Source organism: Actinophytocola sediminis, assembly GCF_054779715.1.
In genome coordinates this window covers 67601-83466 of record NZ_BAAGXS010000049.1, presented here as the reverse complement: position 1 = coordinate 83466, position 15866 = coordinate 67601, and the positions used below count along the sequence as shown (strand labels likewise).

At 67.5% G+C, this 15866-nt stretch carries 9 protein-coding genes and 1 pseudogene; 9 read left to right on the top strand and 1 reads right to left on the bottom strand.

All coding sequences use genetic code 11. The annotated features are described in order from the left end of the window. Positions 1 to 71 precede the first annotated feature (71 nt). The 7 genes from ACYVIP_RS27695 to ACYVIP_RS27665 all read left to right on the top strand — a co-directional run bounded on the left by ACYVIP_RS27695 (position 72) and on the right by ACYVIP_RS27665 (position 13566). The gene (locus ACYVIP_RS27695) at positions 72 to 209 is read left to right on the top strand and encodes a hypothetical protein (RefSeq protein WP_460401482.1); all 138 of its coding nucleotides are present in this window, start codon (positions 72 to 74) and stop codon (positions 207 to 209) included. 94 nt (positions 210 to 303) lie between these two features. Next, on the top strand, positions 304 to 531 hold the full coding sequence (locus ACYVIP_RS27690; RefSeq protein WP_460401480.1) for a hypothetical protein: 228 nt from the start codon (positions 304 to 306) through the stop codon (positions 529 to 531). 396 nt (positions 532 to 927) lie between these two features. Next, complete coding sequence (locus ACYVIP_RS27685; RefSeq protein ID WP_460401478.1) at positions 928 to 1665, top strand: serine/threonine-protein kinase; 738 nt, start codon at positions 928 to 930, stop codon at positions 1663 to 1665. After that, on the top strand, positions 1665 to 3272 hold the full coding sequence (locus ACYVIP_RS27680; RefSeq protein ID WP_460401476.1) for a 3'-5' exonuclease: 1608 nt from the start codon (positions 1665 to 1667) through the stop codon (positions 3270 to 3272). Before ACYVIP_RS27685 ends, ACYVIP_RS27680 begins: the two co-directional genes overlap by 1 nt. 1 nt (position 3273) lies before the next feature. Next, positions 3274 to 7044 (top strand): protein kinase domain-containing protein, encoded by a 3771-nt coding sequence (locus ACYVIP_RS27675; protein WP_460401474.1) that lies wholly within the window; start codon positions 3274 to 3276, stop codon positions 7042 to 7044. Further along, positions 7041 to 8690, top strand: coding sequence for a methylation-associated defense system protein MAD7 (gene mads7, locus ACYVIP_RS27670; RefSeq protein WP_460401472.1), 1650 nt, complete (start codon positions 7041 to 7043; stop codon positions 8688 to 8690). Before ACYVIP_RS27675 ends, mads7 begins: the two co-directional genes overlap by 4 nt. Continuing rightward, complete coding sequence (locus ACYVIP_RS27665) at positions 8683 to 13566, top strand: helicase HerA-like domain-containing protein (RefSeq protein WP_460401470.1); 4884 nt, start codon at positions 8683 to 8685, stop codon at positions 13564 to 13566. Before mads7 ends, ACYVIP_RS27665 begins: the two co-directional genes overlap by 8 nt. Positions 13567 to 13826: 260 nt before the next feature. Here the strand turns inward: ACYVIP_RS27665 and ACYVIP_RS27660 are convergent. After that, a pseudogene (locus ACYVIP_RS27660) lies at positions 13827 to 14531 on the bottom strand (hypothetical protein). A 241-nt stretch (positions 14532 to 14772) separates the two neighbouring features. On the opposite strand from ACYVIP_RS27660, the gene ACYVIP_RS27655 reads away from it, so the two are divergent. Continuing rightward, the gene (locus tag ACYVIP_RS27655) at positions 14773 to 15081 is read left to right on the top strand and encodes a transposase (RefSeq protein WP_460401468.1); all 309 of its coding nucleotides are present in this window, start codon (positions 14773 to 14775) and stop codon (positions 15079 to 15081) included. Further along, on the top strand, positions 15078 to 15536 hold the full coding sequence (locus ACYVIP_RS27650) for a hypothetical protein (protein ID WP_460401466.1): 459 nt from the start codon (positions 15078 to 15080) through the stop codon (positions 15534 to 15536). Before ACYVIP_RS27655 ends, ACYVIP_RS27650 begins: the two co-directional genes overlap by 4 nt. The last annotated feature ends 330 nt before the right edge of the window (positions 15537 to 15866 follow it).

The following is a 15866-nucleotide window of genomic DNA, read 5'->3' as shown; positions in this document are numbered from 1 at the left end:
CAGGGTGCCGCTGACCGCGGTTCGTAATTGGTGATGCGACCGTCGGCGAGGTAGAGCCGACGGAAGAGTGCGTGGTTGAGTTGCTGGCGCTGGTCGTCGTCGCGGGCGCGGTACACCTGGACCGGAGTGAGGAGTCGATCGGGTTCGTGGTCGGCGGTATCGCCCGTGGCGAGCCGGGCAAGGGCGTCGGCGACCTGCTGTTTGGCTGACGGTGGTGTAGTAGCGCTTGACGGCGTGTTCGGCGACCGCGACGTTCACATAGGGGGCTGGGCAGGTCCCTTGTTGTCGGTTGCGGCAGAAGAAGTGGGTGTACTCGTCGCGGCGGCGGGTGACTGCGTGCTGGATGATCATCCGTCCACTGGTGCCTACCTGCTGGCAGTATCCGCAGTACAGGGTGCCCTTGAGGTAGTGGTGGTGCACCCGCCGCCGCTCTCCCGAGGTGGTCCGGGCGTCGAGAACGGCTCGGACGCGGTCGAACAGGCACTGGTCGATGAGTGGCTCATGGCGGCCGTGGAGTTCTTCGCGTGGTAGGCGATATAGCCGAGGTAGTAGCGGTCGCAGCATTCGGGCCAGTTTGCTGATCGAGACCTGTTGGGCTGGGTGTCGGCTGGTGGACGGGTGCGTAGCCCGCGCTGGTAGAGCCGCTCGGACAGTGCGGTCGATGTGGTTGAGGTAGCCGAGCCGTCCGCATTCGACAGTCGAACACCCTCGCGAACCTGCATGGGCGATCTCGACATCTCGGCAGGCAGCCCGCTGTCCGGTCATCAGGCAACCTCAGCCCGAACCCGAGGACGTAAGCCGCTGTAACGACTCTTCGCCGTGGGCCGACTCACGGCTTGTGATCCACCCGTTGTAGCCCGTCCACGCCTCGCGTTGCGCACGTCTGGTAAATTCTGGAAAATGCAGGAGAATTCTGGCTCTCTGGACGTGGACGAGCTGCTGCGCCAGCTGCGAGCATTGACGGAAGCGCGCGGCCTTGATCGGCTGACGGTGGATAAGGTGAGTCTGGCCCTCAGCGCGGCTGACCGAGGCCTGCGCGCAGCGAGGACCAGTGTCGCCGCGCCCGCCCGCCAGCAGGCGGTGGATGCGTTGAGCGAACTGGGCGTGCCCGGGACTCCCGCGCTGATCGCGGAGTTTCATCGGGCGAGATTCGGTTCGGAGCTGGCGCCGCGTGCGTTGGCCAGCATCCGGCGGGACGAGCTGCGCGCCTACCGGGCGACGAGTAGCACCAGGTCGACGTGGGTAGTGCCGGCGTTGACGACGCAGCTCCAGCCCGCCCGCGGCTATCTCACGTTGTCGTCGTGGCCAGCCTGGCTGCGGATTCACGGGATTCAGTCGCCGCGGGTCGACACCCTGCAGGCGCTGCTTGTCGTGCTGGACGCGCTGACCGGATTGCCCACCGCGGGCCGCGATCGACTGCAGGCGGCGCGGGAGCTCCGGCGCGTCAGGCTGACCGACCTGCTGATCCGGCTCGGCGCCGGCGTGCCTGGCATCGACGAGGTTGTCGAGGTGGAGACCGCCCGCGAGGCGATCGAGGACGAGCTGGACCACCTTGTCGCCAAGGACCGGGCGGAACGCGACGCTGCCGCATCAGGGCTGTCCGCGATGAGCGAGGAACAGCGGCTTTTCGGCCGCTCCGCGGCAGACACTGGGAAGGTTGATTGATGGCCACGATCGACTCGATGGTCACCGAGGCGGCGGCAGCGTTGGCCGGACGCGAGGGCACGGTGCTGGTGCTCGCCGACGGACCGGACCGGCCCGACTTGGTACTCGTCGATCGGCGGGCGGGCGTGTACGCGATCGATCTCGATCCCGACGGGACGACGCCGGACGAGCGGCGACCGTGGATCGCGCTGAATCGAAAGCGGGCAGAACTGCGGGAAACTCTGGTCGGCTTCGCCGAACTGCCGGTCGGCGCGGCAGTCGTGCTCGGCAGGGCGTCCGGCCGGTTGCTGGAGACCGTCCCGTCGTCGGCGGGCCGGATTGTCTTGTCCCGGCAGGACATCACCGTTTCGGACTGGCCCGATCACCTGCCACGTCGTGCTGTCGACGACGCCGATTTCACCGCCATCGTGGATCGGCTCGCGCCGTCCGCGGTGTTCACCGGGGCCGCCAGAACCGGCGCAGCCGACCCCGGCGCGACGGAGCGGACCGCGACCAGGCTGCTGTTGGACGCGGCGCAGGCCGTGACCGCCCTGGCGCCGATCGCCGACATCGCGCTGGTGACCGGCCCGCCGGGCAGCGGGAAGACACTGCTGCTGGCCGCCCGCGCGCGAGAACTGTGCCGGTTGCATCCGGACTGGGACGTGACCGTCCTGGTCTACAACCGAGCACTGGTGCCTTACGTGACGCGGCTGATCGATGCCCCCGCGGTCACGGTGACCACGATGGGCAAGTTCGCACACAGTATCGGCTTCAGCATCGATTTACGTGGTGGCGACGAGGCCGAACGGGATTTCCGGAAGGCGTGCGAGCGCGGAATTCCGCAGGCGATCGACGCGCTGCTGGTCGACGAGGTGCAGGATTTCGACCCGGCTTGGCTGCGCTTCGCGGTGGCGACCGTCAGGCCAGGTCAGGGCGGTGTGTTACTGGTTGGCGACCCGGAGCAAGGGCTGTATCGTGACAGCGATACAGCAGCCGCGCTGGACGGCCGGGACATCGTCCGCCACTCGCTCACCCGGCCGTATCGCAGTACGAAGCAGGTGCTGCGGGCAGCGGCCGTGCTGAACGGACAACCGGTGACCGGCGCCGAAGAAGCGCCGGCAGGAGAACCAGTCGACTTGATCTGGGCCGACTCGAAAGACGCCCAGTTCGACTGCGTCGCCTGGGAAATCGGGAGGCTGCTGCAGGACGGTGCCCGGCAGCCGCACGAGATCGCGGTCCTGCTCACTCAATGGCACGGCCTCGGCAAACTTCGTGCCGCGTTGGCCGCTCAGGACATCCCCTTTGAGGTATTCGACAAGAAGAACCCGCTTGAGTTCGACCCGGCGACGTCGTCGGTCAAGGTCGTCACCGTGCATTCCGGCAAGGGTTACGAATTCCCGGTGGTGTTTCTGCTCGGTTTGGAGACGTTGCCGGCAGGTGCGGAGGAAGAAGCCGGGAGACGGCGGCGGGTCGGGTTCGTCGGCGCCACCCGCGCCAAGGACCAGCTGCTGATCACTTATACGAAGTCCACGGCGCTGGTCGATCGGCTGGTCGCACTCGACGCCGACGTGCGCTGCTGGACCTGGCCAGACGACTATCAGCGCGACGCTCGCGCGGAGGTGAGCTGACATGGCACGACTGCATGTTCTGGGCGACTGGCACGGGCCCGGTGAGGAGAACACGGCGAACCGGCTCAGAGACGAGCTCCCCGACTATTGGGACGTTATCGCCGGCCGGCAGATCCCCATCGGCACAGGCACGGTGGATCTCGACCTGATCGTGGTCGGGCGCAACGGTATCTACGTCGGCGAGGAGAAGGCCTGGGGCTGGCACGTCGTCGCCGGCGAGGTGTTCTGGTACGTCAACGGCGAACAGCGTTCCAACCCTGTCAATCAGGTCGCCCACGCGTCTCGAGTGCTGGCGGGAAAGCTGCGAGCGAAGATCACCGGCTGGGCGCAAACGCAGAAACGACTGCCGCGAGGCGTGCACCCGGTCACCGGCCACGTGATCATGTCGCACCCGTCGCTCGAGTTGTCCGGCACCGCCGACCTCGGCACGGATGTCGTGCTGCCGCTGGCCGAGGCGGCTAGGGCCTTGACCGCGCGCGACGCGGCGCTGCCGGACGAGATGGCTCCGCTCCGGCAGAAGGTGATGAGCTATCTCCTCGGCCTCCCTCAGCGCGATCCGGCGGAAGCACCCAAGCAGATCATGCAGTACACCGTCATCGGCCAGCTCGGAGAAGAAGGCAACGCTCAGGTGTTTGCCGCGGAAAACCCGGCGCACCGGATGCTTTTCCTCTACTGCGTTCCCGTCGCCACGGCCGCTGACCGGGCCGCGGCCGAACGGCTTGCCGTCCGCGAGCACGATGCGCTCGCTTTGCTGGCTAAGGAAGACCGCACCTGGCAGGTGCGGGATTGGTTCGACTGGGAGGGTTACCGGGTCACCCCGATCGAGCCCGACCCGGACGGAACCAGCCTCTGGAAGCTCAGCGGCGATCGCGGACCGGCCGCGGACGCGCAGGGCGTGATTCCGCCGGACGTCGCGACGCCGGTCGTGCACGACGCGTTCGCCGCGCTGGCCTCCGTGCACGGAAAAGAAATCATGCATCGCGCACTCCGGCCGAGGTATATCGCGCTCACCGCCGAAAACCGGGTGCGCTTCCGGGATTTCAGCCGGTCTCGCATCCCGAGTACGGAGACCATCGCGCCGGACCTGGTCGACGACCATCCGTCGACGCCGTTCCGCGCTCCGGGAACCAGCATGGAATTCTTCGGCTCGAAGGACGACGTGTACAGCCTTGCGCTCTGCCTGGTGCAGTGGATCCACGGCGTCCAGGAAGCGGAGCCCGACCACGACCTCGTACGGCGGCGCGCGGCGGCCTATCCGGAGATCGGCGCCCTGCTGGCCCGCTGTCTTTCGCCGGAGTACGACCACCGGCCGGAGGCCGCCGAGGTCGCCGCCGCCACCGCGCCGGACGTCGCGGTTCAGTCGGCGATCATCGCGGCCGCCGCGGACCCGATGCCGGACCAGCTCGTCAACGGCCGGTATCGGCTTCGGCGCCGGCTCGGCGAAGGTGCGTGGGCGGTGACGTGGCTGGCCGCCGACGAGCAGGTGCCCGGCGAACGCACGCTCAAATACCTCCGTCCGGACCGGGTGTCCGGGGAGCAGGCCCTGGCCGAGTTCACCAACGCCGACCAGCTGTACAGCAGGTACTGCGCTCGGGTCTACGACCTGTTGCCACACCCGGCACCTGGTGTGCTGGTACAGGAATACGTGCCGGGCAGCATGCTGAAGGAGCTGGCGGCGGAGCCCCCGCTCGACGGCGAGGCAGCCCGGCGCATCGCCGTCGACGTGTTCTCCGGACTCGCCGATGCGCACAAGCAGGGGCTGTATCACCGGGACGTCAGCCCGGCCAACATCATCGTGTCCGCCGACCGCAACGCGCGGCTGATCGATTTCGGGCTGGCCGCACCGGTCGACGAGGCTCATTCCGCGGTCGGTTCCCCGCCCTACACCGCGCCGGAAGTCTGGGCGAGCGGTACCTGGTCCCGGGCCGCCGACCTGTACAGCGCCGCCGCGTCGATATTGCACGCCATTCTCGGCCGCTACCCCTACGCGGGTACTGATCTCGGAGGCCGGAAGACACTGATCCCGCCGACCGACGACCACCGGCGGCGCTACGGAGCGGTGCTGCTCGACGCGCTGTACCGCTGCGTCGCTTATGAACAGGCGGAACGACCACCGAACGCCGAGGAGTTCCTCCGGTCGCTGATCGAACCGACGAACCAGGTCGTCAACCCGACGGTCGCGGCCTTGCGCGGTCTGTATCGGGAAAGCGGGATCGGCAACGCGGGAAACCGCGGCCTCGACGACGAATTCGCCCACAACACGTACGCGAAGACCTGGCTGGACGACCGCTTGCTGCCCGCGATTCTCGACCGCAAGCTCGACATCGTCGTATTGAGCGGCAACCCGGGCGACGGCAAGACCTCGTTCCTGGTCAAGGTCGGCAATGCGCTCGACGACCGTGCCGCGGAGACCCGGCACGCCGACGAGGCCGGCTGGCGCAAACAGCTTGCAGGACATACGTTCGTCGCGGTCTATGACGCGTCCGAGTCCCACGGTCCGCTTTCGTCCGACGACCTGCTTCACCAAGCACTCGCTTCTGCCGACGGGGAGGATCCGGTCCGGCGCACGGTGCTGATCGCCGCAAACGACGGCCGGGTCACCCAGTTCTTCGACGACAATGAGGACTTGTATCCGGAGGTCGCCGAAGAACTGCGCCGGCAACGCCGTGGCACTGCCGATGCGAACGCGCGCATCGTGTTGGTCGACCTGAAACGCCGAGCGCTGGTCGTTCCGAATGGCACGTCGCCCAGTTTGGCTGAGGCCATCCTCGATCTGTTCACCACGGACTTCCGCTGGTCGGCCTGCGACGGCTGTGTCGCGCGAACTGGCTGCCCGATCCGGCGCAATGTCGAAGACCTGCGGGCGGCTCCAGCCAAAGCTGCGGTCAGAGAACTGGTTCTGACCAGCCACCTGCGGCGCCGCCGGCGCGCGACCGTGCGGGATGTCCGGTCCGCGTTCGGCTGGCTGATCACCGGGAACCTCTCCTGTGAACAGGTTCACGCAGAGCGCGCCAACGACGCCGACCCGGCGACGGACGCCCGTCGGCTGCCCGGACTGGCTTTCGGTGGGGGCAGCAGCGATAACCTGCTCGGGGAATGGGCCGAGCTGGACCCGTCGGAGCTGCCGGCTCCCGGCGCTGTTCGGACTGCACGCGCGGATCGAACGCTGATCCCCGATCTGCACGAAGTCACCGACGCGGACATCAGGCGCCTCAAACGCGAGCTGTTCCTCGGCCACTGGGGTGGGGAAACCGCGCGGGCCGAGGTGCGCGGCTACCGCTACCTCACCGAGTACCTCGACGCGTTGGCCGCGCCCGAGCAGGCGTTGTCGCGGTTCGTCAGCGGGCTGTCGAGGGTGCTGGGGTTCGTCGGGTACGCGGACAAGGACCTGGCGCTGCGGGATCAGGCATACGACGCGCCCGCGGTCCGCGCTATCGTGGTGATCAAGGAACTGGCCGCGTCCCAGTTCGCGCTGACCGCGGACGGCACCCGTTCGCCGTACCTCGAATCGTTTCCCGACCTGCTGGTGTTGCGGCATTCGTCCGGAGCGGAACTGCGGATCACCCTGGACACCGCGGAGCTGCTGTTGCGCACGGCCGACGGCGAGATCCTCGGCGACCTCGCCTCCGCGGCGATCCGGCAGGAGGTCGCCGGCTTCGGCAATCGTCTGCGCCGGGAGCCCGCGCACGCGGTGCGGGTGATCGACGGCTCCGGGCGGTCGTTGAAGGCGAAGGTCGTCGACGGCCGGATCGTGCGAGAGGACGCGTCATGACCATCGAACTGCCCAAGACCGTGAAGACGTACCAGTACCAGCCGCTGACCATTTTCAGCGTGCTGGACACCGACGTGGACCGAGTTTTGCCGCACGTGTTCGAGGCGTGCGTCAAAGGCGGCCGGCCCGGCAAGTTCCTGACCGACGAACGAGACTACGACGGCTATCTCGATCGTTTGCTCGCGAACGATCAGCTAGCTGGCTTCGATTCGTCGGACGCGCGTGCGTTGCTGGACGGCTGGCTGCGGTCCTGCATCGTCGACATGGGCAAGATCGGGAAGTCGCACAGCGGCGAACAGATGCTGTCGGTCGCCCCGTTGACGCTGGCGGCGTACCGCGCCGGGCTGCCGAAAACACGAACCCGGCATCGTCGTATCGACGAGTTCACCTATCAGCTGTTGCGCGCCGAAGTCGCGCGCACTGCCTCCGTGGAGGCGGACGGCGAACTGCGCCGGGTCATCTCGGACAACATCGGCCAGGGTCTCCGAATCGGGCCGGGCCCCCAGTGGAAGCCCGAGCTGGTCGACCCGAACCGGCTCGACATCAGCGCTTTGCTCGAGGTGAGGTTCCTCGAAGGGTTCGAGATGGGTGACGTCCGCGCCTTCAAAGAGGACGCCCGCGAGCTGGATAGCCCGCTGCCCGGAGTTACCGGGAAAATGGGCACGATGCTGCTCGCACACCTGGTCGTGTACTCGGAGAGGCTGCCGACCGCGGCGCTGATGTCCACCTTCGCCGGCCTGCTCGCGCTGAGCACGTTCACCCTCAGCCTGCGCATCAACGCCGCAGGTCGGGAGTTGTTGCGCACCGGCACTACGCCTGCCGACATGGTCGAGGCCGACCCCGCGTCAGGGCTCGAGCTGTACTGCGACTTCACCGGCGGCATGGACGACGAGTCCGACAAGCTCTCCAGGCTGTGCGTCGAGCGTGATCTCAACCAGCTTCGGCTCGCGTTCCGCGACCGCATGACGTTCATGATTGTCGAAAAGGGGCTCGAGCGAGCGCGAGCCGAATGGGAGGAGCTCGCCCGGCTCTCCCAAGCTGAGCGGTTGGTCCGGCTGGCCGAGCTTCGCGAGCGCCAGAAGGTGGAGCTGTTCGCGATGAGCCAGCTCGACGACATCGACGCGAACAACCCGAGAGACGGTGCCCAGCTGACCGAGGACGAGGCCGAGTTCCTCGACGAAATCAAGCGCGCCGAGAAGAGCGAGATGGACAAGCTGCTGGACTTGCTCGAGTTCGTCAACCAGGCCAAGGCGACCGCCAACACGGTCGGATGGTTTTCCTCGGTGGGCGGTCTGCGCAAGCCATACGGGATCCTCTCGGGCTCGTTCCAGCACCGCCGGTCCTGGCGGTACGCGCCCAGTGACGAACTGCTGAACATTCTGCTGCTGGCAGTATTCGTCAAGAACCGACAGGGCTTCCGGCCGACGATGCCACTGCGGACCGTCCTGGCCGAGCTGAGGGACCGGTTCGGCATTCTGATCGACCAGCCGCCCGGGTTCCTGGACGGCGCGGAGGCGCGTGCCGCCGCGGCGAACAACTTGGCCGCGTTCAAACGCCGACTTCAGCTGCTGGGCTGTTTCGACGGCCTTTCCGACGACTTCTCCGAACAAATCGTTCGCCACCCGCTGGGAGATCGTGATGCCTGAGCCTGTAAAGGCGTTGCCGAAGCTGGTCGTCGATCGGATCGCGGCCGCGCTGACCGAGCACGTCGCGAAGCACGAGACAGGCCACTGCGTCCGGGTGGACAACCTGCGCCAAACCGATGCGGAGTGCTTGGCACGGGTCTTGCAGGCAGGTTCGGCATCGGCCAAAGCCGATGTGCACGTGCTGACTGACCGGCCGGACCACGCGGACGGTGATCTGTCGATCCCGGCCGAGCGCGCGGTCGAGCTGCGCAACCGCAAACAGCGTCAGCTGGTCCTGCTGATCCCCGTCGGTATCGGTGCCGCGGCGAGTTCGCTGGACAACAGCTTCGAGCGCCGCGACGCGGTCGACCTGCTCCGCGTCGCGAGCGAGGCTTTGATGGACGAGCTGCCGCCCGACGACGGCGTGCAGACCGGCGTCAGGAAGGTAGCTCGCGAACTCGGCAGCAAGCGGCCGGTCGAGGCATGGGCCCGGTATGTCGCCACAGTCAGCGCCGAGCCTTCGTGGCAGACCATCGGTTCCTCGCTCCCGCTGGTCGGTCTCATCCCTGACCACGGCAAGGATCTCGTCGGGAGGCTGGCCGACAACAGCAAGTGCGTCAAAGCAATTTCCCGGCCGGCGCGGGCGGTTTCCACGGTGGCGGACCGGCTCAGCAAGGCCGGTTTGCAAGCCGGCCCGGTGCGAGACTGGCTCGCCGGCTTCCTGTCCGACGCACATCGTGATCTGTCCAACCCGGCGTCCTGGACCGCGGCGCTGGCGGATGCGGACGATCTCGGCTTCGGGCGGTGGCCGCTGGCGGAGCCGAAGACGGTCGACGTCGACCAGGTCCGGGTCGCCCCGTTCGTCCGACAAGACGGGAAAGTGGTTGCTACCTCGCGGCTCAAGCAGAAGGACCCGAACGACCTCCCGTTCACCGAAGTCGGCGAGGGTGTCGCCGGCTCGGTGCGCGTGACCTGGACGACCGATCCGGCGAAGACCGATGCGATCCATCGCTGGCTCGTCGAGGTGCTGCCCCCGGCGGACCTCCGTGACGACGGCGACGCCACCGAGCCGATCGCGAAGATGATCGTCGCGAGTTCCCGGCGGACCGCGACTGTCACCATCGATATCGACGAGGCAGACCTCGAGCAGGGTTCGTTGTTCATCGTGCGCGTGACCGGGCTGGACACCGCGGGTCAGCCGGTGCTGTTGCGAGGGGGCGGCGACATCGCCCGCGACGAAAGCCAGCAGTTCACCGTGCGCTGGGAAGACGCTTTGATCTCCGGCGACACCCGGCGCGCCTCGGCGTGGGCGCTCGCGCTCGGGAGACTGGATGCGGTCCTCGGCGGCCAGGACGACCTCAGCGAGGACGCCTACAGCGTGGACGACACGCACACCGCGGTGTCGCTGCGGCTCGGCGGGCGACGGACCGTGCTGCTCGGCGTCAGCCCGGTCATCGCCGATCTGCAACACCGGCTGTTCGAGCAAGGAAGCCGAGCCACCGCCTTCAAAGCGACCGGACGCATGGGCGAGGTGCTCGAACTGGCCGGGGTCGAGCCGATCGATCACGTCCTGCCGCAGGCCTTGGCGAAGGCTCGGAAAGAAGTCCACGCCCTGTTCGGCGCGCAACCGCGCAGCCTGGTCGAGTCGGTGGCCTGGAACGACGAGCTGCGGACCCAGGTGCGTTCCTATTGCCAGTCTTACAAGCGTGCACTCGACCAAGCGATCACCGACCCGGCTCACCGGGATGCGTTGCTGTCCCTGGACACACTGACGCTGAGCGTCACGACGGCGGGCGGGCAGCCGATCCGGGCGGTCGTGACACTGCCCTTCCATCCGATGCGACTGGCCTGGCTGGCCGAGTACGACACCGCGTTGACCGGCTGGGCACGCGAACTGGCCAAGCTGGAGAAGGCCCAGCGCAAGAAGCGGGTCGATGCCGACCTGATCCGCCGGGTGACTCCGGCCAACCTTCCGTTCGCCGTGCCCGCCGGCGGCGATGTCTTCGTGCATGCCCGGGAGGCGACGGTCGGCACCGGGATCTATCTCGCCCCCAGCGAGCGCGAGCCGGGCATCGCCGTGCAGGCGGTGTTCGACGTGATCGGCATCGACCGCCGGGACGTGGCCACCGACGTGCCGCCGAACATGCTCGCCGAGCGCATCTCCACCTACCGGTACACGCACTCCCATCCGGACGCGGTCCGGTTGCTCGCGATCAACCCCGGTTCCGGCGAACTGCTGGCCAAGGCGCTCGGCGCATCGGTGCTGACCAGCAAGGACACCGACTCCGACGTCACAAGGCTGACTGGCCGGGCTGAGGTCGTGGCCTACACCAACCGGCAGGCCGGCACCGATCCGCTGCCTGCCCTGACCGACCTGCAGAAGCGGGTCGGCGGGTATCGGGTCGGGAACACGCGGTCCCACCTGCGGCCTCCGCTCGGGCTGAGCGTGCGGCCGCTCGAGCGGCTCGCGGCCGATGTCGAGCCCGCACACCTGAGCGTGGTCAACGACCTCGCGGTGGTCGCGGCGGACGGTGCGCCGACGGCGGACGCGACGACGGCGTTCCGCAACCTGCTCACCCCGACCACCAGCAGGCCGGTGCCCACCGAGCACGGCCGGCGCTGGGAAACCGTGCCAGCGGTGAAGCTCCGGGACGGAAGGAACAAGAATGCCGCTGCGGACGCCGTCGACGCGCACCGGGCGCACCAGGCCGTGCTCGCCGTGCAGTTGGGATTCCCGGCCGAGCACGGCATCGCATTGCGGGCCTCGCTCGGCGACGACGAGACGAAGGCGCTGGCGGCGGCACACGACCGCGCGGACTGGGTGCTATCGATCGGCCGCAATCTCGGATTCGAGCTCTTCACCGAGAACGCCGACCAGAGCCAGCCCTACATCGTGGACTATGCGCCCGACTTCCTCGAAGGAATCGGGCCCCGTCTGACCGTCACCACGAAACACCGGGGCGAGATCGAGCGGTTGCTGTCCGCGGCAATGCGGGACATGGGATTCGTCGACGATCCTCGATCGGTCCGGGACACCCTCCGCTGCCTGCATCGGGCGTCCGGGCGGCTGGCGTTGCGCCTGATCGGCAAGACCGACTTGGCCGCAGAGGCGGTCGGGCTCGCCGCGACACTAGCCTGGCTGGACAGCCGGGGCGAGCTGAAGGACACGATCATCGTGCCGGTCGATGTGCATCGGGAGATATTCGGCGTCGCCGCCGACGGGCCGAGGCTGTGCGACCTGATCCTGGTCACCGCCACCAGGCAAAGCCTGCGGATGAGCTGTGTCGAGGTCACGTTGCGACATGGCGGCACGCCGCCGGAACAGCTGACCGACGACATCGCCGAGCGCATCGACGCGACCGTGTCGATGCTGGATGCCGACTTTCTCGGCACCGATTCGCCTCGCACCGACGCAGATCTGCAACGAACGAGGCTGTCCGGGATCCTGCGCCATCACGCGCACCGCGCGTTCGCCATGGGCATGCTGGGCGCGGAACGGCTGGCGGTCGCGGAACGTCAGTTCGCCAGGCTCGAGGAGAGCGTCAACGTGGAGATCTCCCGCCACGGCTATTTGGTGAATCTCGACAGCGAACTCGACATCGCCAGTGAGCATCGCGGCGTGCCGATAGAGGTGCTGACGGCGGCGAAGCTCCGCAAGGCAGGCATCGGGACTCTGCTACCGAACCAGCCTGCTCAACCCGGGAAGGACAACGCGGTCTCGGACCGTGCCGAGACAACGTCCGACAACGAACCGGACCCGGATCCGGACTCACGGCAGGAATCCGCCGAAGAACCGACCATCGACTCGGCGCCGCCGACAGACCCCGAGACCGAAGACTCTGAGACCGAGGAGCAGAAGACCAGGGGCCGACCCGGCGAGGTGCGGGTGGTATTGGGGCGGGATACGCATTCGGCCGAGGTGAGCTGGCGGATCAGCACCTCGGGCAGCCCGCACATGTTCGTCCTCGGCATTCCCGGCCAGGGAAAGTCGGTCACTACCCGGCGGATTCTCACCTCGTTCGCCGGCCAGGGACTGCCCGCGCTGGTGATCGACTTCCACGGCGACATGGCGGCGAACCCAGCGGCGAACGCGGCCGTAGTCGACGCCGCTGACGGACTGGACTTCTCCCCCTTTGAGCTGCGGGCCGGCGCCGACCACCGGAAGTATGCGCAGGCAGCCTTGGAACTGGCCGAAGTCATCGGCTTCGTGGGCGGGCTCGGCGAAATCCAGCGAGACGTCGTCTACAAAACGTTGCGCGAGCTTTACCAGCACCACGGATTCGGTTCGGCGGCAGGCCCGTCCGGGCTTCCCACCATGGCGGAGTTCGCCTCCTTGCTCGAACACAAGGAAAGCACAGGGCCGGGCAAGAACGTGACCGCGCGCGTCCGCCCGCTCAGCGACTTCGACCTGTTCCGGGACAACTCCGGCGACGGCCGGTTCAGCGAGTTGCTGTCCGGCGGCATGGTGCTCGACATGCATTCGCTGATGGAACAGGTGCAACTGGCCGCGGCCGCGTTCGTCCTCAGGAAGGTCTACCGGGAAATGTTCCACTGGGGACAGACCGACCGGCTGCGCCTCGCGGTAGTGCTGGACGAGGCGCACCGGCTCGCCAAGGATGTTACGCTGCCGAAAATCATGAAGGAAGGACGCAAGTACGGCATCGCTGTCGTCGTCGCGAGCCAGGGCGTTGACGACTTCCACCGCGATGTCCTCGGTAACGCCGGCACCAAGATCGCGTTCCGCTGCAATTTCCCGCAAAGCAAAACCGTCGCCAGTTTTCTGCGCGGCCGCGCGGGCCAGGACATGGCGCAAGCGCTGGAGAAGCTCGGTGTCGGCCAAGCCTACGTTTCCACTCCCGACTCCCTCGAAGCGAAGAAGGTCTTCATGGAGCCGTGACCGTGATCGACCCGGGCACCGACCCGGCCTTCGCGATCATCGCCCGCTGCCTGCCCGTTTATTCAGCGAGGGACCGTCCCGTCTCCCCGGCTAGTGGCGGGTCGTCCCCACTCCGGAGGGCGGAGGTGTCCGCACTATCGCCGTGCTCAGGCGGGCGAGCCAGGACGCGATCTGGCGAAGTACAAGGCCATCCAGAAAAGTCCGCTCGCTGCTGCGGGAATCATATCCCGGATTTCTGCAGGCCTTCGTCAACAGCTCGGTTACTGACCGCGCCAGCACCGAAACCCGCGCCGTCCTCGCCTTGGCACCCACCCCGGCGACCGGCGCAGCCTGGACGACTCTAAGTAACTCGACCTGCTAGCGGAGATGCCCCGCTCCGCACGCACCAGCCTCACGAGCGTTCGCGGTCGCTCCGCGCCTATACCCAGGCCTTCCCGGAGGTTTTCGGCAGAGATCGGACGCTGATACAGCTTACGATGCGACCGATCCTCATGCCGTGCCCGCTCCAGCAACTCAGCGCCCACGTGCATGCCTTCTCGCGGCTCCACCGCAGCATTGCCTGAGTCGACAGTCTGGGCAACGACACCCGGGTGCCCGGTGGCCGATACGGTGGCCAGCGCTTGCAACAGGACCGGGCCGACTTCCGCCCATCCGATCAGCAGCAACGGTCCGACGGCGTCGAAGGCGGCCTTGCCGTAGTGGCCTGCGACGAGCGGGTCGGCCACGTTAGGGTCAGGGTGACTGCGCTGGCGAAGATCAGCAGGCGGCGGGCTGGTCGCAGTTGTGCCGGTGTCGCCCCGGCCAGGGCCAGTCGTCGAATGCCGAGGAGGAGCCCGAGGCTCGAGAGGTCGACTGCCGGCGCGACGAGGGGAGCGACCCAGACCGGCGCGCTGAGCCGGAGCGCGAGGTTGAGGACGTTGCCGAACCCGAACATGAAGGTGAGGCCGACGACCGACGATCCCCATGACCACGGTGACCGCCTGAGCGACCGTGGTTCCCCCTGAACCTGATGAACGGGGCGATGCGGTCGTGGAGCTGGTCATCGAGGACCACTTGCTTCGCTGCGCGGGCGTCCATGAGTGTCTCGGGTGGGATGCCGTGTTCGTGGAGTTTGGTCAGCACGGTGGTGTGGTTGTCCGGGTCTGCTGCACGAGTAGGTGACATCTGAGTTGGCTTGCCGTGATGGTGAGCTGGGAGGATGTCGCTGTGCCCAAGCCCTACCCCCAGGAGTTTCGCGACGATGTCGTGCGGGTCGCCCGTGACCGCGGGCCTGGTGTAACCGTCGAGCAGATCGCCAAGGATTTCGGGGTCCACCCGATGACCTTGTTCAAGTGGCTGCGGCAGGCCGACACTGATGAGGGCGTCAAACCTGGTGTGAGCAGGAACGACTCGGCCGAGTTGCGTGAGGCCCGCAAGCGGATCATGCTGCTGGAGCAGGAGAATGAGGTCCTGCGCCGCGCGGCCGCGTATCTGGCTCAGGCGAATCTGCCGGGAAAAGGCTCTACCCGCTCGTGAACGAGCTCGCCGCGGACGGTATCCCCGTCGCGGTAACGTGCCGGGTCTTGAACATCGCTCGACAGCCCTGCTACCGCTGGCGTGCCCGGCCGGTCACCGACACCGAACTGGCCGAGGCGTATCGGGCGGACGCGTTGTTCGACGCCCACCGCGACGATCCGGAGTTCGGCTACCGATTCATGGCCGACGAAGCCCGCGACGCCGGCCTGTCGATGGCGGATCGGACCGCGTGGCGGATCTGCTCGTCCATGGGCTGGTGGAGCGCGTTCGGCAAGAAACGCGGCAGAAACGGGAAGACGACCGGTCCGCCGGTCCACGACGACCTGGTGCAGCGCGACTTCACCGCCACCGCACCGAACCGGCTGTGGCTGGCCGACATCGAGCGCCACGAGGCGCTGTTGAACCGTGAGGAGGTGCGAGACCTTCTCCGCTTTGCTGTCGCAGCAGCAGAGTGAAGCAGGGGGCAGCCTGAGCCGGGAGGTGCCGGTGAGGGCGGAAAGCAGCCCTGTCAACGACGAGGCGGATCAGGACTGCCAGATGGTCCGTGCTCGGCAAGCGAGACGGAAAGGCGCACGTGAGGAACCAGCGGCTGAACGCCTCTCAAGGGAGCCACCAGCTCGAACCTGGCGGATCAGGGCTGGGTTGCAGCGCGCACCCGTATGACGTTGTTGTGCGGGGAACTTCTGGTCCGGGTGATGTCGCCGGTCGGGAGGCCGCGGTGAAGGCCTGCGGCGTAGCCGCGGCGATGCTGCAGGGGCATAGCTGGGCGCCGACCCCGTCGAACG

Bases quoted from the DNA above. Each gene is read 5' to 3' on its own strand.
- ACYVIP_RS27680 (WP_460401476.1), top strand. From the start codon at position 1,665: ATGGCCACGATCGACTCGATGGTCACCGAGGCGGCGGCAGCGTTGGCC.
- ACYVIP_RS27675 (WP_460401474.1), top strand. From the start codon at position 3,274: ATGGCACGACTGCATGTTCTGGGCGACTGGCACGGGCCCGGTGAGGAG.
- mads7 (WP_460401472.1), top strand. From the start codon at position 7,041: ATGACCATCGAACTGCCCAAGACCGTGAAGACGTACCAGTACCAGCCG.
- ACYVIP_RS27665 (WP_460401470.1), top strand. From the start codon at position 8,683: ATGCCTGAGCCTGTAAAGGCGTTGCCGAAGCTGGTCGTCGATCGGATC.